This window comes from Salinisphaera aquimarina (assembly GCF_042643355.1).
Lineage (GTDB): Bacteria > Pseudomonadota > Gammaproteobacteria > Nevskiales > Salinisphaeraceae > Salinisphaera > Salinisphaera aquimarina.
Genome location: NZ_JBHRSS010000006.1, coordinates 212284 through 234961, shown reverse-complemented (window position 1 = coordinate 234961; position 22678 = coordinate 212284). Strand labels below are relative to the sequence as shown.

At 63.9% G+C, this 22678-nt stretch carries 23 protein-coding genes; 9 read left to right on the top strand and 14 right to left on the bottom strand.

The features are described from left to right. Window positions 1–60: 60 nt before the first annotated feature. Entirely contained in the window at window positions 61–855 is a 795-nt protein-coding gene (locus tag ACFOSU_RS13705) for a TatD family hydrolase (RefSeq protein WP_380690492.1), read from the bottom strand. Window positions 856–1077: 222 nt separating this feature from the next. Here ACFOSU_RS13705 and ACFOSU_RS13700 point away from each other — a divergent pair, with 222 nt between their 5' ends. The 4 genes from ACFOSU_RS13700 to ACFOSU_RS13685 all read left to right on the top strand — a co-directional run bounded on the left by ACFOSU_RS13700 (window position 1078) and on the right by ACFOSU_RS13685 (window position 4892). Beyond that, window positions 1078–1743 (top strand): TIGR04211 family SH3 domain-containing protein, encoded by a 666-nt coding sequence (locus ACFOSU_RS13700; RefSeq protein WP_380690491.1) that lies wholly within the window; start codon window positions 1078–1080, stop codon window positions 1741–1743. 152 nt (window positions 1744–1895) lie between these two features. Further along, window positions 1896–3797: a cation:proton antiporter gene (locus ACFOSU_RS13695; RefSeq protein WP_380690490.1), complete on the top strand. Its 1902-nt coding sequence runs from the start codon at window positions 1896–1898 to the stop codon at window positions 3795–3797. A gap of 4 nt (window positions 3798–3801) precedes the next feature. Further along, window positions 3802–4440, top strand: a complete 639-nt coding sequence (locus ACFOSU_RS13690) for an alpha/beta hydrolase (RefSeq protein WP_380690489.1) — start codon at window positions 3802–3804, stop codon at window positions 4438–4440. Window positions 4441–4445: 5 nt separating this feature from the next. Next, complete coding sequence (locus ACFOSU_RS13685; protein ID WP_380690488.1) at window positions 4446–4892, top strand: tellurite resistance TerB family protein; 447 nt, start codon at window positions 4446–4448, stop codon at window positions 4890–4892. Between the two features lie 4 nt (window positions 4893–4896). Here ACFOSU_RS13685 and ACFOSU_RS13680 read toward each other — a convergent pair whose 3' ends face one another. From ACFOSU_RS13680 to ACFOSU_RS13635, 10 genes are all read right to left on the bottom strand, one after another. Beyond that, window positions 4897–5265, bottom strand: a complete 369-nt coding sequence (locus ACFOSU_RS13680) for a DUF4426 domain-containing protein (protein WP_380690487.1) — start codon at window positions 5263–5265, stop codon at window positions 4897–4899. A 71-nt stretch (window positions 5266–5336) separates the two neighbouring features. Next, the gene (metW, locus tag ACFOSU_RS13675) at window positions 5337–5972 is read right to left on the bottom strand and encodes a methionine biosynthesis protein MetW (RefSeq protein WP_380690486.1); all 636 of its coding nucleotides are present in this window, start codon (window positions 5970–5972) and stop codon (window positions 5337–5339) included. After that, window positions 5969–7114 (bottom strand): homoserine O-succinyltransferase MetX, encoded by a 1146-nt coding sequence (gene metX, locus ACFOSU_RS13670; RefSeq protein WP_380690485.1) that lies wholly within the window; start codon window positions 7112–7114, stop codon window positions 5969–5971. The genes metW and metX overlap by 4 nt, the downstream gene beginning before the upstream one ends. A 14-nt stretch (window positions 7115–7128) precedes the next feature. Next, the gene (locus ACFOSU_RS13665) at window positions 7129–7695 is read right to left on the bottom strand and encodes a YggT family protein (protein WP_380690484.1); all 567 of its coding nucleotides are present in this window, start codon (window positions 7693–7695) and stop codon (window positions 7129–7131) included. Then, window positions 7692–8522 (bottom strand): pyrroline-5-carboxylate reductase, encoded by an 831-nt coding sequence (proC, locus tag ACFOSU_RS13660; protein ID WP_380690483.1) that lies wholly within the window; start codon window positions 8520–8522, stop codon window positions 7692–7694. Before proC ends, ACFOSU_RS13665 begins: the two co-directional genes overlap by 4 nt. 118 nt (window positions 8523–8640) lie before the next feature. After that, window positions 8641–9741 carry an ABC transporter ATP-binding protein gene (locus ACFOSU_RS13655; protein WP_380690482.1) on the bottom strand — a complete coding sequence of 367 codons (1101 nt, stop codon included), beginning with the start codon at window positions 9739–9741 and terminating at the stop codon, window positions 8641–8643. Between the two features lie 14 nt (window positions 9742–9755). Continuing rightward, window positions 9756–10637, bottom strand: a complete 882-nt coding sequence (locus tag ACFOSU_RS13650) for a carbohydrate ABC transporter permease (protein ID WP_380690481.1) — start codon at window positions 10635–10637, stop codon at window positions 9756–9758. Beyond that, window positions 10621–11562 (bottom strand): carbohydrate ABC transporter permease, encoded by a 942-nt coding sequence (locus ACFOSU_RS13645; protein ID WP_380690480.1) that lies wholly within the window; start codon window positions 11560–11562, stop codon window positions 10621–10623. The genes ACFOSU_RS13650 and ACFOSU_RS13645 overlap by 17 nt, the downstream gene beginning before the upstream one ends. Before the next feature lie 77 nt (window positions 11563–11639). Further along, window positions 11640–12938, bottom strand: a complete 1299-nt coding sequence (locus ACFOSU_RS13640; protein ID WP_380690479.1) for an ABC transporter substrate-binding protein — start codon at window positions 12936–12938, stop codon at window positions 11640–11642. A gap of 193 nt (window positions 12939–13131) precedes the next feature. Further along, window positions 13132–14157 (bottom strand): glucokinase, encoded by a 1026-nt coding sequence (locus ACFOSU_RS13635; RefSeq protein WP_380690478.1) that lies wholly within the window; start codon window positions 14155–14157, stop codon window positions 13132–13134. A gap of 333 nt (window positions 14158–14490) precedes the next feature. Between ACFOSU_RS13635 and ACFOSU_RS13630 the strand changes: the two genes are divergently transcribed. Next, window positions 14491–15684, top strand: coding sequence for an AGE family epimerase/isomerase (locus tag ACFOSU_RS13630; protein WP_380690477.1), 1194 nt, complete (start codon window positions 14491–14493; stop codon window positions 15682–15684). A 17-nt stretch (window positions 15685–15701) separates the two neighbouring features. Here ACFOSU_RS13630 and ACFOSU_RS13625 read toward each other — a convergent pair whose 3' ends face one another. Further along, window positions 15702–16619, bottom strand: a complete 918-nt coding sequence (locus ACFOSU_RS13625; protein WP_380690476.1) for a carbohydrate kinase family protein — start codon at window positions 16617–16619, stop codon at window positions 15702–15704. A gap of 311 nt (window positions 16620–16930) precedes the next feature. Between ACFOSU_RS13625 and ilvA the strand changes: the two genes are divergently transcribed. From ilvA to ACFOSU_RS13605, 4 genes are all read left to right on the top strand, one after another. Next, on the top strand, window positions 16931–18508 hold the full coding sequence (gene ilvA, locus ACFOSU_RS13620) for a threonine ammonia-lyase, biosynthetic (protein WP_380690475.1): 1578 nt from the start codon (window positions 16931–16933) through the stop codon (window positions 18506–18508). Window positions 18509–18532: 24 nt separating this feature from the next. Further along, entirely contained in the window at window positions 18533–19510 is a 978-nt protein-coding gene (locus tag ACFOSU_RS13615; protein WP_380690474.1) for a cation diffusion facilitator family transporter, read from the top strand. Between the two features lie 167 nt (window positions 19511–19677). Further along, window positions 19678–20619, top strand: a complete 942-nt coding sequence (locus ACFOSU_RS13610; protein ID WP_380690473.1) for a cation diffusion facilitator family transporter — start codon at window positions 19678–19680, stop codon at window positions 20617–20619. Window positions 20620–20656: 37 nt separating this feature from the next. Continuing rightward, the gene (locus tag ACFOSU_RS13605) at window positions 20657–21730 is read left to right on the top strand and encodes a glycosyltransferase family 9 protein (protein ID WP_380690472.1); all 1074 of its coding nucleotides are present in this window, start codon (window positions 20657–20659) and stop codon (window positions 21728–21730) included. A gap of 13 nt (window positions 21731–21743) precedes the next feature. Here the strand turns inward: ACFOSU_RS13605 and ACFOSU_RS13600 are convergent, their stop codons facing one another. Both ACFOSU_RS13600 and ACFOSU_RS13595 read right to left on the bottom strand, forming a co-directional pair. Further along, window positions 21744–22133, bottom strand: a complete 390-nt coding sequence (locus ACFOSU_RS13600) for a nuclear transport factor 2 family protein (RefSeq protein ID WP_380690471.1) — start codon at window positions 22131–22133, stop codon at window positions 21744–21746. A gap of 51 nt (window positions 22134–22184) precedes the next feature. Next, on the bottom strand, window positions 22185–22661 hold the full coding sequence (locus ACFOSU_RS13595) for an EVE domain-containing protein (RefSeq protein ID WP_380690470.1): 477 nt from the start codon (window positions 22659–22661) through the stop codon (window positions 22185–22187). Between the last annotated feature and the right edge of the window lie 17 nt (window positions 22662–22678).

The window sequence follows — 22678 nt, the reverse complement described above, 5'->3', positions numbered from 1 at the left end:
TGTTCTCTATCGCAGCATAGCCGCTTGCGCGTCCTACGGCTATCCGTATTAGCCGCCGGGTTACGCGCCTTCCAGCCCGAAAAAACGTGCCGCGTTGGCGTGGGTGATCGCCGCCACATGCTCGATCGATTGGCCGCGTGCCGAGGCGACAGATTCCAGTACCCAGGTGAGATTGGCGGGTTCGTTGCGCCGTGTTTTCGGTTTCGGCCGGATCGTGCGCGGCATCAGGTAGGGGCTGTCGGTTTCGATCATGAGTCGATCGTCGGGAATGCGGTCGACGATCTCGTAGAGTTCCTTGCCCCGTCTCTCGTCGCAAATCCAGCCGGTGATGCCGATATAGAGGTCGAGCGATAGATACGCGTCGAGCGCGGCGGCGGTGTCGGTGAAACAGTGCACCACGGCGCGCGTGAGATCGGGCAGGGCGTCCTCGAGAATCGGCAGAAACCGCGCGTGTGCGTCGCGCTGATGCAGAAATACCGGCAGTGCATGGGTTCGCGCGATATCGAGTTGCGCCTCGAATACGCGCTCCTGAACATCCCGGGGCGAGATATCGCGAAAGAAATCCAGCCCGGTTTCACCCACGGCCACGATATCGCCGGTAGCACCGGCCTGGTTCATGAGTGTGGCCAGCGTGGTGTCCCAGGCACTGGCCTGATGCGGATGCAGTCCGGCGGTGGCGAAACAGTGGCCGGGGTTCTCATGCGCCATTGCAATGGCCGCGCGGCTGCTTTCAAGGTCGCTGCCGGTGATCATCAGCCGCTCCACACCCACGGCGCGGGCGCGCTCGAGTACCTGGCTGCGGTCGTCGTCGAAGCTGTCGTGGGCGAGGTTGGCGCCGATATCGGTCAGTTGCATGAGCTCTGGACGGGTAATGGTTGGATAAGCCGCGCAGTCTAGCGTCGAATCCTGCTTTTCACGCAAGTGACACGTCAGCTGGTGATATTGTGCGGGCGCGGCCTATGAGTGCGGGGCGTGCCATGATTTCGCCGCGCCAGTGGTTTGCTACACTCCCCGGCTTATATCAACCGTGGCGACAAGCCACGACCCGTTGTGCCGCCATCAGCCAAAGGCCCACGCATGCGTTACAGATTCGGACTGATCGCCGGTTTTGCCGGTCTGCTCGTCATCAGCACCGTCGCCACGGCCGCGACGCGCTATGTCAGCGACGAGCTCTCCATCAACATGCGGCGCGGTCCCGGCACCGGCTATCGCATCACCCAGCTGCTGGACGCGGGCGATCAGGTGCAGACGCTTTCCGAAAAGAGCGGGTGGACGCAGATTCGTGCCAGCGACGGTTCCACCGGCTACGTGCTGACGCGGTTTCTGTCGGACCAGGCGGCGGCGCGCACGCGTATCGACGCGATGCAGGAGCAGACCGAGAAGTTCAAGAGCGAGAACGCGGATCTCAAGAGCGAGCTCTCTGAAGCGCTCAATGGCTCCAAGGAACTGGGCAATACCAAGCGTGAGCTGGTCGCCGAAAACAAGTCCCTGTCCACGCAGCTGCAGCAGATTCGGGAAACATCGGCTGATGCCATGCGTATCAGCGACGAGAACGAGAAGTTTCGCGAGCAACTGCTGTCCGTTCGCAGCGAAAACGAGCGGCTGCGCCACGAGAACGAAGCGCTGCAAAGCCGCCGCGAAGGCATGAAGATCGGCGCGCTGATCATGATCGGCGGTATCGTGGTCGGGCTGTTGTTGCCGTTGTTCCGCAAGCGTCGCAAAGGCAGCTGGGATTCGCTCTAGGGCCTGTTCCAGCGTCTGTTTCGGCGCAATTCTCTACACGGCCGGACGCTGCCTGTTGTCGTGGTAACGCAACCTGTCTATCGTTGCCTGATTTCTAACGCGGGAACCCGACGAGCCGTGGCGCGCTTGTGTGACGCCGGCTCGGAAACTGCATGGAACATCATCTTTCCCTGATCCTGATCACCATCGTGGCCCTGGGCGTGTTCTCCCAGTGGATCGCTTGGTCACTGAAGATTCCCGCCATCGTCATGTTCCTGGTCAGCGGCGTCGTCGCCGGCCCGGTGCTGGGGATTCTCAATCCGTCCGACGATATCGGGCCGGTGCTGTCGCCGCTGGTGGGCCTGTCGGTCGCGGTGATCCTGTTCGAGGGTGGGCTGTCGCTGCGGCTGCACGAATTCAAGGAAGCCGCTTCCGGGGTGAAGCGGCTGGTATCCGTCGGCGCTGCGCTGTCATGGATGCTGTATACGCTGGCGGCTTATTACATCGGCCATCTCAGCCTGCCGGTGTCGCTGCTGTTCGGGGCGATTCTGATCGTTACCGGGCCCACCGTGATCATCCCGATGCTCCGACAGGCCGGGCTCAACCGACGCACGGCCTCTTATCTGAAGTGGGAAGGCATCATCAACGACCCGATCGGGGCGCTGCTGGCGGTGCTGGTATTCCAGTATTTCGTGTTTGCCGGCGCGGATGCCGGCGACGGCATGCAGGTATTCGTCGATCTCGGCTGGGCCATTCTGATCTCGTTCGCCCTCGGCGGCGGCGTCGCCTGGATGCTGGCGACGGCGTTCAATCACATCTGGGTGCCCGAGTATCTCAAGGCGCCGCTGACCTTTGCCTTCGTGCTCGTGATCTATGGCCTGGCCAGCGAGATCTTCGCCGAGGCCGGCCTGCTCGCGGTCACCGTGATGGGCATGGTGATGGGCAACATGACCATCGCCGGCATGGCCGAGCTGCGCCGATTCAAGGAATACATCACGATTCTCATGGTCTCGACTGTGTTCATCGTGCTTACCTCCGACCTCGACCCCAACGTGCTCCTGCATCTGGACTGGCACGCCGCCGCACTCGTGTTCGCGGTGCTGTTCATTGTGCGGCCGGCGGCGGTGCTGTTGTCGACGCTGTTCACCGACATGAACTGGCGCGACCGTACGCTGGTGGCATGGATCGCCCCGCGCGGTATCGTGGCAGCGGCGGTGGCCGGCGTGTTCGGCCCGCGGATGGTCGAGGCCGGCTATGGCGGCGCCGAACAGCTGCTGCCACTGATCTTCGCGATCGTGTTCTCCACCGTCATCCTGCACGGCTTTTCCATCGGCCGGGTGTCGCGCTGGCTGCGTCTGTCGGCCGAGCCCAACGGGGTGCTCATCGTGGGCGCGTCACCGTGGTCGACGGAACTGGCGCGGGCACTCACCAACGAGCTCAATGTGCAGGTGCTGCTGGTGGATTCGAGCTGGCACCGGCTGCGTACCGCGCGCCTGGCCGGGGTACGCGTGCTCTACGGCGAGGTGTTGTCCGATCAGATCCAGCAGTCGCTGGAGCTCAACGAGATATCCTGCCTGCTGGCCGCAACCAGCAACGATGCCTACAACGCGCTGGTGTGTTCGCATTTCGTCAACAGTCTGGAGCATAACCGGGTGTTTCAACTGCCCATGTATGCCGCCGATGAAAGCAACGACTCCAAGGTCGTCGCGCGCCCGCTGCGCGGCCTGCCGGCCTTTCACGAAGACGCCCAGTACGAAGAGCTCTGGCGACGACATTTCCAGAACTGGCAGTTCTACAAGACCCGTATCACCGACAGTTACACGCGCGAGGATTTTCGTCGCGATTGCCCGACCGACGCGGTCATCATCGCTACGCTTTATGCCGACAGCACACTGCTGTTCAACGCCGCCAGCGGATCGACTCGTCCCGACGATGGCGACACCGTGATCTACTATGCGCCGAAAAAGGATTCGAGCGAACGCCGCAAGGCCCGCGCCGAGCGCGCCGAGGCCGCGAGCGAGCGCTCCGCGGCAGTGGTGCCCGAATCCGGGTCCGGTGCGCAACAGGAAAGCTGAGCTCATGCTGAAATGGCCCGATGACAAGAAATCCGTCCAGGGGTTGATAGAGGGTCCCGCCGGCGCCCTGCAGGTCGATGTGGATCTGCCAAAGGACCCGCCGCGCGGCCTGGTGGTCATCGCCCATCCGCACCCGCAGCAGGGTGGCACCAAGGACAACAAGGTCGTGTTCATGCTCGGCCGGGCCGCCAACGAGGCCGGACTGGCTGCGGTGCGCTTCAATTTTCGCGGGGTCGGCGACAGCGAAGGCGAATATGACGACGGCGTGGGCGAAGTCGACGACGTGCGCGCCGTGCGCGACTGGGCTGTCGGGGCCTCGCGGCTGGATCTGGCCGCGCTGGCGGGATTCTCCTTCGGTTCGGCGGCCGCGTTGCGTGTGGCGGCTACCCAGTCGGCACCGAAACTGCTGACCGTGGGTTTCCCGTCCGCTTATTTCGACAATGATGTGCCGCGACCGGACGGTCGCTGGTTGGCTATTTTTGGCGACGCCGACGACGTGATCGACGTCAGCGCATCGATCGACGCGCTTCGTGCACTCGAGCCCGCGGTCGATGTTCAGATACTCGAAGGCGCCGGACATTTTCTGCACGGTCGTCTGACCGATCTGCGCAAGCGCGCGGTGAGTTTTCTGGGCGAGGAGTGACGCCGATGGGACTTCTGGAACGATTCAAGCACGCGCTCAACCCCGAAACCGAGGCGCAGCGCGATCCGGAACAGGCCAAGCGCATCGCGGCGGCTGTGCTGCTGCTGGAGATGGCGCATGCGGACAATCGCCACGACGACGAGGAATACGAGGAAATCCGGCGTCAGCTAAAGACCCATTTCCGCCTCGACGACGCCGAAACCGAAGAGCTGATCAACGCGGCCACCCCGCGCGCCGAACAGGCCGTGTCGCTCTACAAGTTTCTCAAGACGCTGAACGACGGCCTGAGCCCGGAAGAAAAACGGCAGGTGCTGGAAATGCTCTGGCGCGTGGCCTATGCCGACCGGCATCTGGATGCCCACGAAGAGCACCTGTTGCGGGAGATCGCCGAGCTGCTGTATTTGCCGCACAGCGAATTCATCCGCGCCAAGCTGGCGGTGACCGGCGAGTAGCGACTCAGCGCGTATAAAAGGTCTGGTTGAAGGTCACCGGAATGGTCGCGGAGCCGTCGGCGGCCTTGACCTCCAGGTCGAAGGTGAGCGTCTGATCGTCGGCGATTTTGACGGTCGCCAGCGAATACACGCTGCCGACGCTGTTCACGCGCCGGAACGTCAGCGGGCTCTTGTCGCCCATGAGCGTGCGGGCCGCGCCGGTTACGTTGGCGGGGACCGCCTGCAACGGCGCGTCACGGGTCGGTTTCTGCAGTGTGACCATGACCACTGCGGTGTCGCCGCTGCGTTCGATGCCGTTGTCCTTGGCCACGCTCGCGGGAATATTCGTGCTGTTGAGGGCACTGTATTGCACTTCGTAGGCGCCGCTTTTCACCGAACCGGCGGCCTGCGCCGTGGCTGCAAGCAGCAGACCGGCGGCCAGAATGACGCCTAGGCGGGCGAGTGCTAGGGGTATTGGCCGCGCCGCAGCTGGTAGAGCGCGATCTCGCCGAGCAGATTGGGAAAGGTGCGCATGCCGATATTGCTGCGATGCGCGTGGTTGACGACGTGCCGGCGCACGATTTCCATCTGTTTGTCCTTGCATAAGGCTTCGAAGTCCCGAACCGTGCACAAATGGATGTTGGGGGTATCGTACCACCGGTTCGGCAGCGCTCTGGAGACCGGCATCAGCCCGCGCAGACCCAGCGACATGCGCGGACGCCAGTGGCCGAAATTGGGAAACGTCACCAGCGAATCGCGGCCAATGCGCAGCATTTCGTCGATCAGCTCGTCCGGGCGCTGGACTTCCTGTAGTGCCGAACTCATCACCACGAAATCGAAGCTGTTGTCTTCGAACTGGCCCAGGCCGGCGTCGAGATCCAGCTGCAGGGCATTCACGCCCGCCTCGAGACAGGCGATCAGGTTGTCCGGATCGATTTCCAGACCGTAGCCGGACACGTTCTTGGTGCGCTGCAGATGCGCCAGCAGGGCGCCGTCGCCGCAGCCCAGGTCGAGCACGCGCGCCCCCGGCGTGATCCAGTTGGAGATCAGCGCGAGATCGTCGCGCAGGCCGTCGTGGCTTTCGGTGAGCAGGGTGTTCATGTGCCGGCCTCGTCGGCGACCCGGCCGAGATAGGCGCGCAGCGAATTGACGTAGTGCGGCATGGTCAGCAGAAAATCGTCGTGGCCCAGATCGGAGGTGACCTCGGCGTAGGACACCTGCTTGCCGGCGTCGACCAGCGCATCCACGATCTCGCGTGAGCGCTCCGGCGCAAACCGCCAGTCCGAGGTGAACGACACCACCATGAAGCGCGCGGTGACCGGCGCAAAAGCCTGGGCGAGATCGCCGCCGGTGGCATAGGCCGGGTCGAAATAGTCCAGCGCCTTGGTCATCAGCAGGTAGGTATTGGCGTCGAAGCGGTCGACGAACGACGCGCCCTGATGGCGCAGATACGATTCGACCTGGAACTCGACGTCAAAGCCGTAGTTGAGCCGGCCCTCGCGCAGGTCGCGCCCGAACTTGGCGCGCATGGCCTCGTCCGAAAGATAGGTGATGTGGCCGAGCATGCGCGCCAGCATCAGCCCGCGCCGCGGCACCACGCCGTGCTCGTAATAGCGTCCGCCGTGGAACTCGGGATCGGTGACGATCGCCTGGCGGGCGATCTCGTTGAAGGCGATGTTCTGGGCCGACAGCTTGGGCGCGGCGGCAATCACGATGGCGTGCGCGAGCCGGTCCGGATAATCGATGGCCCACTGCATCACCTGCATGCCGCCCAGGCTGCCGCCGATCACCGCGGCCCACTGCTCGATGTCGAGCGATGCGCGCAGCAGGTCCTGCGAACGTACCCAGTCGCCGACCGTCACTACGGGGAAATCGGGCCCGTAATGGCGGCCGGTCTCGGGATGCAGGCTGTGTGGGCCGGTGGAGCCGTTGTAGCCGCCCAGGTTGGCCAGGCTGACGACGAAGAAACGATCGGTATCGATCATCTTGCCGGGGCCGATGCACTTGTCCCACCAGCCGGGCTTGCTGTCTTCTTCGCTGTGGTAGCCGGCCGCGTGGTGGTTGCCGGACAGCGCATGACAGATCAGCACCGCGTTGGAGCGCGCCGCGTTGAGGGTGCCGTAAGTCTCGTAGACGAGATCGAACTGCGCAAGGGTCTTGCCGCAGTCGAGCGCCATGGGCCCGGCCACATGCAGTGACTGCGGCTCGATCAGCCCAACGGATTGGCTGTTGCGCGCGGCCATGGTCCGGGGGCGGGCTATCGGAACAGCCCGGGCAGCGGCAGCAGGCGGCTGACCACCTGCAGGCCGATGATCACCACCAGCGGTGACAGATCGAGACCGCCCATCGCCGGAAGGGTGTTACGTACCGGCCGCAGCAGGGGCTCGTTGATGGTCACCAGCAGCGCCGTCGCCGGCGAATATTGTCCCGGTGAAACCCACGACATGATCGCCTGGATCAGGATGGTGAAGAAATAGAAGTTGCAGACCAGAACCCCGGCCTTGAGCACCGCCCACCACAGCGCCATCAGCGGCTGGGCGCCGAAACCGGGCGCGGCCAGGGCCAGATCGATTTCGATGTTCAGAAAGCAGAGCGCGACCGCGAACACCAGCGCCGGTACATCGACGTTGCGCCAACGCGGAATGACGCGGGCGAGAAAACCCACCGGCATGGCGGTGGCGCGCCATACGAACTGTGATATCGGATTTCGAAAGTCCGCATGCACCAGCTGTAACAGGGCCCGTAGCAATACCACCACGATATACAGCGCGAGGACGGTATCGACGAGAAAAAGCAGGGCGTCGTTGGCGTTATTGGCAATCATGATTTTTCAGCAAGCAGTTCCTGGCCCAGGCTGTCGGCGCGATCGGCGGCGGCCTGCATCGCCTTGCGCACCAGCTGCGACAGCTCGCCGTCCGCAAATGTATCGAGTGCACGCTCGGTGGTGCCGCCGGGTGAGGTGACTTTCTTGCGCAAAGTACCGGGATCGTCGCCGGATTCGATCGCCATGCGGGCGGCGCCGAGGGCGGTATGCAGCACCAGCTCGCGCGCGGTGTGCTCGTCCAGGCCCAGTTCGCGGGCACCGGCCTGCATCGCTTCCATGAAGGCGAAGAAATAGGCCGGGCCGCTACCGGAGGTGGCGGTTACCGCATCGAGCAGTTCCTCGCGGGCCACCCAGGCGGTCATGCCGGCGGTGGCCAGCACCGCCTCGGCGATCTCGCGTTGTTCGGCGTTGACGCTGTCGTCGGCATACAGGCCGGTGGCACCGGCGCCGATCAGCGACGGCGTGTTGGGCATGCATCGCACATAGGCCAGCTCCTCGCCCAGCCAGGCGCGCAGCCCGGCCAGTGGCACGCCCGCGGCGATCGAGATGACAAGCGGCCGGGCGTGGGCCATGCGGGTGGCCAGGTCCTGAGTCACGTTGCGCATCATCTGCGGTTTGACCGCGAGCACGAGCACATCGGCTGCGAGCGTATCGCCGTCGGCGTTCGCCACGCAGTTGACGCCGTAGTCACGGCTCAGCGAGTCGCGCTTGTCGTCATCCGGCTCGACCACGGTGATGGCGCCGCCGTCGTGACCAGCGCTGCGCAAGCCACTGATCAGACTGGTGGCCATGTTGCCGCCGCCGACGAATACTATGCTGTGATCCACGCGTAATCCCTAGCCTGAAAACTCGGCGCATGATACGCGATGGCGCGCGCCCGGCGCGAGGAGCGTGGCGGGCTGGTGAACTGCTGCTTGACCCGTCGCGCTGGCACAAGTGGCGGCACTAAGCCAGCCGCGCGTCCGAGTCGGGGTCGAAGAATACCGCCCGGGACAGATCGAAATTCAGGGCCAGCGTCTCTTCCGGCGCGGGTGCCTGGCCCGGTGTGCAGCGGGCGATCACTTCCACCTCGTTGACCTGGGTGAACACATAGGTGTCGGGCCCGGTCGGCTCCACCACGCGAACCGTGCAGTCGACGGCGCTGTCGTGACTCGGCCCGGCCGGCGTCACGTGTTCGGGGCGCACGCCGAGCACCACCCGTGTTTTGTTCTGCGCGCCGAGTCGGGCGCGCAGCGCCTCGGGCAAGGGCAGGTGCGCGGGGCCGCCGGCGCCCGACAGGCTCAGACTCAGCGCGCCGTTTTCGCCGACCAGGTCGCAGGGGATGAAATTCATCGCCGGGGAGCCGATGAAGCCGGCCACATATCGGTTCACGGGATTGTCGTAGATATCCTGAGGCGAGCCGAGCTGCTGGATCCGGCCTTCGTTCATCACCGCGATGCGATTGCCCAGCGTCATCGCCTCGATCTGATCGTGGGTGACATACACCATGGCGGTGCCGAGCCGCTGATGGAGCAGCTTGATCTCGGTGCGCATCTCCACGCGCAGCTTGGCGTCGAGATTGGAAAGCGGTTCGTCGAACAGGAACAGGGCCGGATCGCGGGCCAGGGCACGCCCGATGGCCACGCGCTGGCGCTGGCCGCCGGACAGCTGCGCGGGCTTGCGATCCAGCAGCGGCTCGATCTGGAGGATACGGGCAACGTTCCGCACGATCTCGGCCTGCTGGGCGCGCGGCACCTTGCGCATTTGCAGGCCGAAGCGGATGTTGCGGCGCACGCTCATGTTCGGATACAGCGCATAGAACTGGAACACCATCGCGATATTCCGGTCGCGCGGCGAGCGGTCGTTGATACGCTGGCCGTTGAGCAGGATCTCGCCCTCGGTGAGCGGCTCCAGCCCTGCCAGCATGTTCAGCAGCGTGGATTTGCCACAACCGGACGGCCCCACCAGGATCAGGAAATCGCCTTCATCGACCTCGAGATTGATGTCCTCGAGCACCGTGGTGTCGCCGAAGCGCTTGTGGACGTTGCGGATCGCCAGTGCTGACATGCCGTGAGTTCCTTTTATCCCTTGACCGCGCCGGCGGTCAGGCCGCGCACGAAATAGCGCCCGGCGATGATGTAGACGATGAATGTGGGCAGGGCGGTGATCATCGCCGCGGCCATGTCCACGTTGTAGCGCTTGATGCCGGTGGACGAGGTGTTCACGAGATTGTTCAGCGCCACCGTGATCGGGTGCTGCGAGCCCGACGTGAACACGATGCCGAACAGGAAGTCGTTCCAGATCTGGGTGAACTGCCAGATCAGCGACACCATGAGGATGGGTACCGACAGCGGCAGGATGATGCGCCAGAAGATGGTGAAGAAGCCGGCGCCGTCCACGCGTGCGGCCTTGACCAGTTCGTCGGGCACGTTGACGTAGTAGTTGCGGCAGAACAGCGTGGTGAAGGCGATGCCGTAGACCGAATGCACCAGAATCAGACCGGCGATCGAGTTGGCCAGCCCGATCCGGCCCAACGTCCAGGCCATGGGCAGCAGAAACATCTGGAAGGGCACGAACGTGCCCACGAGGAGCAGACCGAAGAACAGCTCCGAGCCGCGGAACCGCCATTTGGTCAGGATATAGCCGTTGAGCGCGCCAACGCCGGTGGAGATCAGCACCGCCGGCAGGGTAAAGGCCACCGAGTTCCAGAAATAGCGGTGCAGACCGCTGCAATCCACGCCGGTGCAGGCCGTGCCCCAGGCATCCAGCCAGCCCTGGGTGGTGAACGGCGACGGCAGCGACAGCAGGCTGCCGTTGCTGATCTGCTCCAGTGTCTTGAACGAAGTGACCAGCATCACGTATAGCGGCAGCAGATAGTACGCGGCCGCCAGGATCAGGACCGCATAGATCAGCAGGCGCGCCGGCGAAAAACGTCGGCGGCCGGGATCAACCCTGCTTGTCATGACGGCGCTCCCTGAGTTCGGCGATCAGCATCGGCAGCATCGCGAGGGCGACCGCGGCCATCATCAGCGTCGCCGACGCCGCGCCGAGGCCGATCTGGCCGCGGTCGAAGCCGATGTTGTACATGAAGATGGCGGGCAGCCACGTCGAGTAGCCGGGGCCGCCGTCGGTGAGTGCGATGACCAGATCGAAACTCTTGATGGCCAGGCTCACCAGCAGGATCACGGCGCTGAAGAACACCGGCCGCAGACTGGGGATGATGATGCTCCAATAGACGCGTGGCAGGCTCGCGCCGTCGAGCTGGGCGGCCTTGATGATCGAGTCGTCGATGCTGCGCAGCCCGGCCAGAAACAGCGCCATGACGAAGCCGGAGGCCTGCCATACCGCGGCGATCACCACCGCGTAGATGGCCATGTCCGGTGTGATCAGCCAGTCGAAGGTGAACCCGGAAAAGCCGAGCGAACGGATGAAATGCTGCAGCCCGAGGCCGGGATTGAGCAGCCACTTCCAGACCACGCCGGTGACCACCAGCGACAGCGCCAGCGGATAGAGATAGATGGTGCGCAGCCAACCCTCGGCACGGATCTTCTGATCCAGCAGGATTGCCAGAAACAGCCCGATGGCCAGGCAGATCAGCACATAAAGCAGGCCGAAGATCGCCAGATTGATCACCGATACCCACCAGGTGTCCAGGCTGAACAGCACACGGTACTGGGCGAGTCCGGCAAAGCTGTTGGTGGGCAGCAGGGTCGATTTGGTCATCGACAGCCAGATGGTCCAGGCGACGAAGCCGTAGACGAACAGCAGCGACGCCACACCGGTCGGGATCAGGCTCAGCTTGGGCAGGGCCACATCGAGCATCGCGCGCCACGCCGAGGGCGCCGTGGTGCGCGAGTCGTTCGCGTCGGCCGGATTGTTGGCAGCCATGGGCGATTATTCCAGGGAGAACATCATCGACAACGGCGGCCGTGTGTCGCCGGCCGCCGTTGCCTCATACACGAGAGCTACAGCTGCGCCATCTGCTCGGCCTGCTTGACGCGCTGGGCGAGCTGCTTGGCGGCCTCCGCGGGCTTGATGCTGTCGCTGTTGTAAAAGCGGGCGATGACATCGAAGATCGCGCCTTTCACGGCGCCGACTTCGGCGTTGTCCTGGGACATGGTCGCGACCAGCGCCTTGCCCGACTTCGCCTTGTCGTAGGCCTTCTGCGCCTTTTGCGCGCAGGCATCGAAACCGTCCAGGGACACACCTTCACGCACCGGGATCGAACCCTTGGCCTTGTTGAAGCGGCGCTGGAATTCCGGCGACATCGCGGTACGAGCGAAGGCACGCTGTCCGGCCTGCTTGGCCTCGGAGTCGACCTGGAACATCTCGAAGCTGTCGATGTTGTAGACGAAGGTGTCCTCGGAGCCGGGCATGGCCACACAGGCGATTTCCTTACCGGGCGTGGCGCCGTTGTTGCTGATCTCGCCCTTGGCCCAGTCGCCCATGATCTGCATGGCGGCCTCGCCCTTCACGACCATGCCGGTATCGTGGTTCCAGCTCAGACCGGTGCCGTTCGGATCGGTGTACTGCTTGATCGTGCGCAGGCGCGCGAACGACTTCGCCATGGTGTCGCTCGCGAGGGCATCCTGATCGAGTTCGATGAAGGCCTTGCGATAGAAGTCGGCGCCGCCGGTCGCCGCCACGATGGCATCGAATTCGGTGGCTACCTGCCAGGTGTTGCCGCCACCGGCGATCGGGGTGATGCCGGCCTTGTCGAGCTTGGCTAGCGTGGCGACGAGGTCATCCCACGAAGCGGGGATGTCGGCATCGACTTTTTCCAGTACCGAGCGATTGATCCAGAGCCAGTTGATGCGGTGGATGTTGAACGGCACGGCGACCCAATGGCCGTCGCACTGCATGCCCTTGGCGATGGTCGGGGCCAGCAGCTTGTCCCAGTTCTGGCTCTGCGCGACCTGGTCTATGTTGCCGACCAGACCGGTGTCGCACCATTGCTGGATCTGTGGTCCCTTGATCTGGGCGGCACCGGGCACGTTGTTCGACTGGATGCGCGATTTGAGCACGGTGCGGGCATTGGCACCGCCGCCGCCCGAGGCCGCATCGTTGACCATCTTGTAGCCGTCGTCGGCGAGCATCTTCTGCAGCACGCCCATGGACTTGGCCTCCGAGCCCGAGGTCCACCAGTTGAGGACATCGATCTCGCCCTTGTCAGCGGCCGCCACGGCGGTGCCGCCCATCAACACCGACACGGCGATCAGGCCGGCGGCGGCGCCGTACTGCAGTGGTTTCGATACGTTTTTCATTATGGATTCTCCTCACTATCGTCGGGGCATCGGCTCCAGCGGACGGCCCCGCAAAGCAGCCGATCAAGGCAACTCGGTCAAAACCTGATGTGTACCCTACAATGATTATTGCTGCCGTCTGAATGATGCTTTTCGGTCATATCGCCTTGTAGACGGGCGAGCGTAACCATGCGACGCGTTGCCGGGCGCCGATTCACGGTGCTTGCAGCGTTGCGGCGGCGCCATCCAGGCCCGGGTTGTCCGCGTGTACGACATAGCTCGGAATACTGGAGAGATAGGTCGACAGGCGACCGCGGGCTTCAAAGCGCGTCCGGAAATCGCTGTGCTCGAAAAAGGTTCCCAGCCGCGGCACGATGCCGCCGCCGATGTATACGCCGCCACGTGCGCCCAGTGTCAGCACCAGATTGGCGGCCGCGGTGCCCAGCATGGCGCAGAATATCTCCAACGCATGTCGGCACAGCGGATCCGTGTCGGCAAGGGCGTGGGCGGTAATCTGCTCGGGGGTCAATTCGGTAATGTGCTCGCCCGATAATCGAGCCTGCGCCCAGTGCAGATTGACCAGGCCCGGGCCGGACAGCAGACGCTCCGCCGAGACATGGCCGAAGCGGCGCAGCAGCAGGCTCAGGATGGCCGTCTCCTCGTCGTTCGCGGCGCTGAACGTCACATGGCCGCCTTCGCTTGCCAGTGGCACCCAGCCGGTCGGCGCGGGAATCAACCCCGACATCCCGAAACCGGTTCCGGGGCCGAGCACCGCATGCGCGGCCTCGTGATCCGGGGTGCCGCTGCCGACCTGTCGGAGCGACTGTGGAGGCAGCCGCGGTAGCGATAACGCGAGCGCCGTGAAATCGTTGATCACCTTGAGCCGGTCGAGCCGGAGCTGCCGTTGCAGCCTGCGGATGGAGAACGACCAGTCGGTGCGATTGGTCAACGACACGCGGTCGCCGATAACGGGCGTCGCCACGGCGATGGCGGCTTCCTTTATGCGGTCGACGTCAGTGGTCTCCAGGTAATATCGAATCGCGGCCGCCGGGCCGGCGAAGTCGGCGCAGGCCAATGTCGTGACATCGCGCAGATTGCCCTGTGGGTCGAGCAGCCCGAAGCGCGCGTTCGTGCCGCCGATATCGGCAACCAGTCGATGATCGAAGGCTGTGGGCGCAGCCGTTACGGACGCAGTCTGGACGCCGTGCGAGAGGGCCGGTCCGTTCTCGTCATCGATCATCGCTGTAAAAATGCATTCATGTCGTCAGCGGGTGTCAGACCTCGTTGCAATGTCTTTTACCCCCGAATGGAGACGGATCCGGGGCGAGTCTGCGCTTTCGCCAGGCACTTGAAACACGGCACCGCAGTCGTCCGGGCGCCCTGTAAAGAGAGAGAGCCGCGGAACGGACAGCGGGCGGGCCGCCTGCCGATGAAGTTCATACTACAGATAAATAAAATAGACGACACCCGTCGCTAACGGCGCCATTCGGTCGCCTTCGGTCGCGGCCGTGTTGACGGCGGGCGCTGCCTCGTTGAACCATCGGACGATGATCTGGCCGGGCACTCGCGCACCATGAATGACATCGACATAGCCATCCCCGATTTCCGCTCGCCTGATTTTCTGGTGAACCACATACGCCGGACGATGGCGTTTTATCACCCGGCCTGTATCGATCCGACCGGCGGATTCTTTCATTTCCTTCGCGACGACGGCGTGGTCTACGACGCCTCGACCCGCCATCTTGTCAGCAGCACGCGCTTCGTCTTCAACTATGCGATGGCATTCCGTCGCTTTGCGGAACCGGCCTATTACGACGCGGTCGTGCACGGCGTCGACTATCTGCGCCGTGCCCATCGCAATCCCGAGTCGGGCGGTTATGCCTGGGTGCTGCGCGACGGCGAAGTCGACGACGCGACCAACCACTGCTACGGGCTGGCGTTCGTGCTGCTGGCCTATGCAAAGGCGCTTGATGCCGGCATGCAGAGCGCGCGCGACCATCTCGAGGAAACCTGGCAGTTGCTCGAACGCCATTTCTGGGATGCCGAGCACGGCCTGTACCGGGACGAGGCGAGTGCCGACTGGCAGGTCTCGGCTTATCGCGGCCAGAACGCGAATATGCATGCCTGCGAGGCGCTCATCGCTGCCTATGAAGCCAGCGGCGAAGACAAGTACCTGCAGCGCGCCTGTCGGGTAGCCGACAACATGGTCAATCGTCAGGCTCGCCTGGCCGGCGGCTGGATCTGGGAACACTACGACGCGCACTGGCGCGTGGACTGGGAGTACAACAAGAACGATTTCAGCAATATCTTCAAGCCCTGGGGTTTTCAGCCCGGGCATCAGACCGAGTGGGCCAAGCTGCTGCTGATTCTCGATCGGCACGCGCCGGCGGCATGGCGTCTGCCGCGCGCCTGCGCGTTGTTCGATACCACCCTCGAACACGCATGGGACGACGTCCATGGCGGCATCGTCTACGGTCTGGACACCGACAACCGCTTCTACGATGCGGACAAGTATTTCTGGGTCCAGGCCGAGTCGCTGGCCACGGCTGCCGTGCTTGGCACGGTTACCGGCGACGATCATTACTGGCAGTGGTACGACCGTATCTGGGATTACAGCTGGCGCCATTTCGTCGATCATCGACACGGCGCCTGGTATCGGATTCTCGGCCGCGACAACCGCAAATACAGCGACGAGAAAAGCCCCGCCGGCAAGGTCGACTACCACACCATGGGCGCGTGCTACGAGGTGCTCGGCCTGATCGAATAAGCCGCCAGGGGCGCAAATCAGTCGGGCAGCAAGGCCTCGACTTCGGCGCGCGACGGCGCGTGGGCGCCGGTGCGGCTGCAGATGGCGGCCGCGGTCGCGGCGGTGAACTCCAGATGCTCCGCCAGCGCCGCCTCGGGCCGTTCCAGCAGGCTCGCCACGAAGCCACCCATGCAGCCGTCGCCAGCGCCGACGCTGTCGCCGCCGCGAGCCGGAATCGCGGCCTGCTCGAGCATGCCGTCCGGTGTCAGTAGCGTCATGCCCTGGGCACCGCGGGTGTAGAGGATCAGGGTCTGCGGTGCCAGATTGCGCAGCGCGGCGAGCGACTCGCTCAGCGAGCGGTCGGGATAGATACCGCTCAGGTCCTCGTCCGAGAGTTTGACGATATCGGCCAGCGCCGCCATGCGTTCGAACAGGGCCGGGTAGCGCGCGTCCATGAGGTTGCGATAGTTGGGATCGAAGGTGATGCGCGTGCCCCGGGCCTTGAGGCGCTGTGCGATCGCAACCAGGCGCGCGCCCAGCGGCTCGCGTACGAGGCTGATGCAGCCGAAATGCGCGACCTCGCAGGCCTGTTGCCATTGCGCGGGCAGGGCGCTCTCGTCGAAGGCGAGATCGGCCGTGTCGGTGCCGAGAAAGAAATACCGGGGCGGGGCGGTCTCGTGGACCATGGCGATCAGCGGCGGCTTGTCGACCTGTTGCAGGAAACGCATGTCGAGCGCGGCGGCACGGGATTTTTCCACGATGTCGGCGCCGAACAGGTCGCGGCTCACCGAGCCGGCCCAGGCGGTTGCCACCCCCAGGGTGGAAGCGACCCGCGCGACGTTCCAGCAGGAGCCGCCGGCCGCGCTGTGCCAGTCGTTGTCGGCGGTGCGCACGAAATCGGTCAGGGCCTCGCCGAAAACCACGAAACGCGGCAGGGTAGAACTGATTTCGGACACTGCGGGCATTTTGGAGAAACAACGATCAAAGCCTAGCATGGGGGTCTCTGCGCGGGGTTCGGCGCGACCGTTGAACGGGACGCACGCCACGGCGTGGCGGACAGCAGCGTCTTTGAGGCGCCCCGGGGAGACGTCCGCTGCCGGAGGCAAGGGGCGGGCTGGCCGCATCGTTCTGTCGGTGCTCGGCCGCTTTGTCGATTCGTTCTGAACCTACGCTGTTGCGCGAAAGAATTCGTTCCGGCGCCCTTGCAGGCCGTGCGATGCGCTCCGCAAGGGGTTAGCATGAGAGGGTTTTTCAACCTGACAACGCCATGAACACCAGTCTGAAACAGACCGCCGAAGCCGGCTCGGCGCCGGCCGTCGATGTCGGCGATGCCGATTATCTCAAGCGTATCAACGCCGCCCGCGTCTACGACGTGGCGATCGAGACGCCGTTGATGGTGGCGCAGCAGCTGAGTCAGCGCATTGGCAACCGCCTGTTTCTCAAGCGTGAAGACCTCCAGCCCGTGCACTCGTTCAAGCTGCGCGGCGCCTACAACAAGATTGCCCAACTCACGGCCGCCGAGCGCGAACGCGGCGTGATCTGTGCCTCGGCCGGCAACCATGCCCAGGGCGTCGCGCTGTCGGGGCGCAATCTGGGTATCCGCGCCGTGATCGTGATGCCGCGGACCACGCCCGAAATCAAGGTGCGCGCGGTGGCCGGTTTTGGCGGCGAAGTCGTGCTGCACGGCGACAGCTACGACGAAGCGGCCGCGCACGCCGCAGAGCTGCAGGCGTGCGACAACCTGGTCTATATCCATCCCTACGACGATCCCGACGTGATCGCAGGGCAGGGCACCATCGGCATGGAGATCGTGCGCCAGCATCCCGCGGATATTCATGCCGTGTTCGTCTGCGTGGGCGGCGGCGGACTGCTGGCCGGCGTTGCGGCTTATATAAAGAGTGTGCGTCCGGATATCCGCGTGATCGGGGTCGAACCCGAGGACGCGGCGAGCATGGGCGCGGCGCTGGCGACCGGCGAGCGAGTCGTACTCAAGGAGGTCGGTCTTTTTGCCGACGGCGTGGCCGTCAAGCAGGCCGGCGTGGAACCGTTTCGCCTGTGCAGCAAGCACGTCGACGCGATGATGACGGTCAGCGTGGACGAGATCTGTGCCGCGGTGCGTGATATCTACGAGGATACGCGCTCGCTGGCCGAACCGGCCGGGGCGCTGGCCGTGGCCGGGGCGAAGAAATACGCCGCCGAGACCGGCATCGTCGATCAGGATCTGGTCGCGATCCAGTCCGGCGCCAACGTCAATTTCGATCGCCTGAGCTATATCGCCGAACGCGCCGAGCTCGGCGAACAGCGCGAGGCGCTGCTGGCCGTGACCATCCCCGAGCGGCCGGGCGCCTTCCGTGAATTCTGCACCATCATCGGCGATCGCTCGATCAGTGAGTTCAACTACCGCTATGCCGACGCCGCGTCGGCGCAGATCTTCGTGGGCGTGAAACTCACCAACGGCGTGGCCGAGCGCGACACTATCGTGGGCGATCTGGAGGCGGCAGGCCATCCGGTGCTCGACATGAGCCGCAACGAAATGGCCAAGCTGCACGTGCGCCATATGGTGGGCGGTCGGGCACGCGGTGCCGGCGAGGAAATATTGTTCCGGGTGGAATTTCCCGAGCGTCCGGGCGCGCTGTTGAAATTTCTCAACAGCATCGGTGGCCGCTGGAACATTTCCCTGTTTCATTATCGCAACCACGGCCATGCCCATGGGCTGGTGCTGGTCGGGCTGCAGGTCGAGCCGGCCGAGCAGCAGGACTGCCGCCATGCGCTAGACGCGCTCGGCTACGATTATGCGGAAGAGACCGGCAATCCGGCCTACCAGTTATTCCTGCACGACGCCTAGCGTCGCGCACACTCAGAGCACTCAATGTCCGATTCCGGCTCGAAGACGGTGATTCTGGCGGCGCTCACCGGCAATTTCCTGATTGCGGTGAGCAAGTTCGTGGCCTCGGTGTTCACCGGCAGTACCGCGATGTTCGCCGAGGGTATTCATTCGGTGATCGATACCGGCAACCAGGGCCTTCTGCTCTATGGCATGAAGCGGGCCAGCAAGCCACCGGACGCCAAGTTTCCGTTTGGCTATGGCAAGGAGATCTACTTCTGGAGCTTCATGGTCGCCGTGCTGCTGTTCACGCTCGGTGCGGGGCTTTCCATCTTCGAAGGCGTTGAGAAAATTCTCCACCCCGAGCCGATCTCGCATCCCTATATCAACTACATCGTGCTCGGGCTGGCAATTCTGTTCGAAGGCACCAGCTGGTTCATCGCGGCCAAGGAATTTCGCCGCATCAAGGGCAGTTGGGGTGTGCTCGAAGCCGTGCGCCGGGGCAAGGATCCGAACAAGTTCCTGGTGTTGTTCGAGGATACGGCCGCGATCGCGGGGCTGTTGCTGGCCATTGTCGGCCTGGTGCTCGCACAGATGACCGGCATCAACATGTTCGACGGCATTGCCTCGATCGGCATCGGGCTCATCCTTGCCTTCTGTTCGGTCTGGCTGGCCATCGAGACCAAGGGGCTGCTGATCGGCGAAGCCGCGAATCAATACGTCGTCCGCGACATCTGGAATATTCTCGAGGCCGATCCGGCGGTGGAGCGCGTCAACGAAGTGCCGACCATGCATATTGGCCCGGAGTACGTGCTCGCCAATATCAGCCTGCGTTTCACCGACGATCTGAGCGGCCGCCAGCTCCAGGATGCGATTGCCCGCATGGACCGGCAGATCAAGACAGAGTGTCCGACGGTCAAGCGGGTGTTCATCGAAGCTGAATACGAAGCCGACCGGGCGCCGTCCCACGACCAGCGCGCAGACAAGATCGACGGTGGCGATGCGTCGCCGGCGGTGTCCTGACCAGAGCGAGTATGGGCATAGTGGCCCCCGGCCGCTATGATTGGCGCGCGGGTACCGCCCGGGCCTGGTCGCCGGGATTCATGGCCGTTTACAGGTTTTTCCCGGGCTGACTATTCGGCTTCGGCAACAATTGAGGCGCGCCGGCCTGGCGTGTCCAGGGAGCGTTCATGGCCTCGGGCTCGAAGAAAGTCATCATTGCCGCCTTGACGGGCAATCTGCTCATTGCGGTAACCAAATTCATCGCCGCGGCCTTTACCGGCAGTGCGGCCATGATGGCCGAGGGCATTCACAGCACGGTCGACACTGGCAATCAGGGGTTGCTGCTCTACGGCATGAAGCGCGCCAAGCGCCCGCCCGATGAACGGTTTCCCTTTGGCTATGGCAAGGAAATCTATTTCTGGAGCTTCATGGTTGCGGTGCTCATCTTCGCGGTGGGCTCGGGCATATCCATCTACGAAGGCGTCAATCGGCTGCTGCACCCGCATCCGATCGAAAGCCCGATGATCAACTATATCGTGCTCGGGCTGGCGATGCTGTTCGAAGGCGTGGCCTGGTACATGGCGGCCAAGGAGTTCAATCGTTCGAAAGGCAAATGGGGCGTGTTCGAGGCGGTGCGCCGAGGCAAGGATCCGGTCGCTTTTCTGGTCTTGTTCGAGGACAGCGCCGCCATGCTCGGTCTGGCCGTGGCGTTCGCGGCCCTGCTGGCCGGTCAGCTGACCGGAATCGAGCTGTTCGACGGGCTCGCCTCGATCTGTATCGGCCTGATTCTCGCGGCCACCGCAATCTGGCTGGCGATCGAGACCAAGGGTCTGCTCATCGGCGAGGCGGCCAATCAGCATATCGTCCGGGAGATCAAGACCGTGCTCAATCGCGACCGCGATGTGTTTCGTGTCAACGAGGTGCTGACCATGCACGTGGGCCCGGAATTCATCCTTGCCAACATCAGCGTGCGCTTCAAGCGCGATCTGTCGGGCGAGCAGGTGCAGAACGCGATCGCCCGCATGGATCGCGAAATCAAGGCCGAATGCGAGAACGTGGAGCGTGTGTTCATCGAGGCCGAGCGTCAGGCGGACTCCGATATAGACGCATCGGCCAGCGCCGGGCACTGATGCCCGCGCGCTGCGCTCAATCAGTCCAGCGGTCGGCATGAGTCCGCAGGCGACACCCGCCGGGCCGCCTGCGCGGGTCTGTATCCTGCGTCTGTCGGCGCTGGGCGACTGCGCCAACGTGGTGCCGGCGATTCGTACACTACAGGCCGCGCGCCCGGATATCCGGATCAGCTGGATCGTCAATCGAGCCGAAGCCGCGCTGGTGGCGGACCTGCCCGGCGTGGAATGCCTCATCTACGACAAGCGCGGCGGGCGCACGGCCATCGGCGCGCTCAGGCGACAGCTCGCCGGCCGGCGCTTCGATGCCTTGCTGAACATGCATGCAAGCTGGCGCGCCAACCGCATCAGTCTGCTGGTCAAGGCGGATCGGCGCATCGGTTTCGATGCCCGGCGTGCCCGTGACGGCCAGCGGCTGTTCGTGAACGAGCGAATTCCGGCCATCGAAAGCCGGCATGTGGTGGATGGGTTTCTGGCGTTTGCTGCCTGCCTGGGTGCGACAACGCCCGTGTTCGACTGGCGTGTGCCCGTCGCCGCCAGCGATCGCGAGAAGGCAGCCGCGTTGCTGGGCGACGATGCCCGCGATGTGCTGTTCATCAGCCCGTGTTCGAGCCACACGATGCGCAACTGGCAGGCCGAGCGTTACGCGGCGGCGGCCGATTACGCCGCGCGACGACACGATCTGCGCTGTGTGCTGGTTGGCGGGCCGAGCGAGGTCGAGAAGAACATGGGGCAGGCAATCGAGCAGGCCATGCAGGCGCCGGTACTCAATCTCATTGGCGCGACGAATCTCAAACAGTTGCTGGCCTTGTTCGAGTTCGGGCGAATTCTGTTGACCCCGGATTCGGGACCGGCGCATATGGCCAATGCCACCGATATCGCCACGATCTCGCTGCATGCGGCGACCGACCCGCGCCGCAGCGGTGCCTATCGCTCACGCGCGCTGTGCGTGGATTATTTCGCCGAGGCGGCGGCCGCTTATCGAAATGCCACGCCCGATACGGTGAAGTGGGGGGCGCGTATCGAGGATGACGACCAGGTGATGGCGCTGATTCCAGTGGAAGCCGTGACCGAGCGCATCGACCAGGCAGTGGCGCAGGGCCCGCGAGAATAGGCCCGTAACAGCGCTATCTGCCGGCCTGAAGCATGGCCGCCATTTTCTGGTGGATCAGGTTCACGGCCTTCAGGGGACGGAGCATTACCTTGAATTCGGTAATCTTGCCCGCGTCGTTCCACTGGAGCATATCGACACCGTTGATGTGAATGCCATCCAGCTCCAGTTCGAACTCGAGGACCGCGTCGCGCTCGCCCCTGAGCTCGCGGACATAGCGAAACGTATCATTACCGAACACCTGCAATGCGGCCGCGAGATAGGCCCTGGTGACCTGCTTTCCGACCTGGGGCGTGTGCACCACGGGTGAGTGAAACACCGCGGTGTCGTCGAGCAGCGCATCCAGCCCGTCTGCGCTATCGCTCTCGACGAGCTGATGCCAGGCGGCGATTGGGTCGTTGGACATGATCGTTCTCGCGGTTGTGATTGGTCGCCTGCAAAGACGTGACCGATGCGTCTACTCGGGCGGGTTGTTCTCCATGCCCAGGATGAAATCCCAGTGCTTCTTGTCGACCGGCATCACCGAGAGCCGGTTGCCCTTGCGTACCAGCGGGAAATCCTCGAGTTCGTCGGCGTGATCCTTGATCTCGGCAAGCGAGACCAGGCGCTCGAGTTCGCGCTCGAAGGTGACGTCGACCCGGTACCAGCGTGGTTTGGCCGGGTCCGATTTCGGGTCGTAATGAGCGTCCTTGGGATCGAAGGCGGTGTCGTCCGGATAGCCCGCGCGTGAGATACGCATGATGCCGGCCACGCCCGGCACCTTGGTATTGGAGTGATAGAAGAAGGCCAGATCGCCTTCGGACATGTCGTCGCGCATGAAATTGCGCGCCTGATAGTTGCGCACGCCGTCCCAGCCTTCGGTCTGGTTCTTGCGTTCCTGCAGGTCCTGGATGCTGAACTCGTCGGGTTCGGATTTCATCAGCCAGTAGCGCATGCGTGATCCTTTGGTTT

Excerpts from the sequence above, each read along its gene's own strand:
- metX (WP_380690485.1), bottom strand. The coding sequence starts at position 7,114 with ATGGCCGCGCGCAACAGCCAATCCGTTGGGCTGATCGAGCCGCAGTCA.
- ACFOSU_RS13640 (WP_380690479.1), bottom strand. The coding sequence starts at position 12,938 with ATGAAAAACGTATCGAAACCACTGCAGTACGGCGCCGCCGCCGGCCTG.
- ACFOSU_RS13610 (WP_380690473.1), top strand. The coding sequence starts at position 19,678 with ATGGCCTCGGGCTCGAAGAAAGTCATCATTGCCGCCTTGACGGGCAAT.
- ACFOSU_RS13665 (WP_380690484.1), bottom strand. The coding sequence starts at position 7,695 with ATGATTGCCAATAACGCCAACGACGCCCTGCTTTTTCTCGTCGATACC.
- ACFOSU_RS13650 (WP_380690481.1), bottom strand. The coding sequence starts at position 10,637 with ATGACAAGCAGGGTTGATCCCGGCCGCCGACGTTTTTCGCCGGCGCGC.
- ACFOSU_RS13615 (WP_380690474.1), top strand. The coding sequence starts at position 18,533 with ATGTCCGATTCCGGCTCGAAGACGGTGATTCTGGCGGCGCTCACCGGC.
- ACFOSU_RS13705 (WP_380690492.1), bottom strand. The coding sequence starts at position 855 with ATGCAACTGACCGATATCGGCGCCAACCTCGCCCACGACAGCTTCGAC.
- ACFOSU_RS13700 (WP_380690491.1), top strand. The coding sequence starts at position 1,078 with ATGCGTTACAGATTCGGACTGATCGCCGGTTTTGCCGGTCTGCTCGTC.
- ACFOSU_RS13635 (WP_380690478.1), bottom strand. The coding sequence starts at position 14,157 with ATGATCGATGACGAGAACGGACCGGCCCTCTCGCACGGCGTCCAGACT.
- ACFOSU_RS13690 (WP_380690489.1), top strand. The coding sequence starts at position 3,802 with ATGCTGAAATGGCCCGATGACAAGAAATCCGTCCAGGGGTTGATAGAG.
- ACFOSU_RS13600 (WP_380690471.1), bottom strand. The coding sequence starts at position 22,133 with ATGTCCAACGACCCAATCGCCGCCTGGCATCAGCTCGTCGAGAGCGAT.
- ACFOSU_RS13655 (WP_380690482.1), bottom strand. The coding sequence starts at position 9,741 with ATGTCAGCACTGGCGATCCGCAACGTCCACAAGCGCTTCGGCGACACC.
- ACFOSU_RS13630 (WP_380690477.1), top strand. The coding sequence starts at position 14,491 with ATGAATGACATCGACATAGCCATCCCCGATTTCCGCTCGCCTGATTTT.
- ACFOSU_RS13695 (WP_380690490.1), top strand. The coding sequence starts at position 1,896 with ATGGAACATCATCTTTCCCTGATCCTGATCACCATCGTGGCCCTGGGC.
- ACFOSU_RS13595 (WP_380690470.1), bottom strand. The coding sequence starts at position 22,661 with ATGCGCTACTGGCTGATGAAATCCGAACCCGACGAGTTCAGCATCCAG.
- metW (WP_380690486.1), bottom strand. The coding sequence starts at position 5,972 with ATGAACACCCTGCTCACCGAAAGCCACGACGGCCTGCGCGACGATCTC.
- ACFOSU_RS13645 (WP_380690480.1), bottom strand. The coding sequence starts at position 11,562 with ATGGCTGCCAACAATCCGGCCGACGCGAACGACTCGCGCACCACGGCG.
- ACFOSU_RS13685 (WP_380690488.1), top strand. The coding sequence starts at position 4,446 with ATGGGACTTCTGGAACGATTCAAGCACGCGCTCAACCCCGAAACCGAG.
- ilvA (WP_380690475.1), top strand. The coding sequence starts at position 16,931 with ATGAACACCAGTCTGAAACAGACCGCCGAAGCCGGCTCGGCGCCGGCC.
- ACFOSU_RS13605 (WP_380690472.1), top strand. The coding sequence starts at position 20,657 with ATGAGTCCGCAGGCGACACCCGCCGGGCCGCCTGCGCGGGTCTGTATC.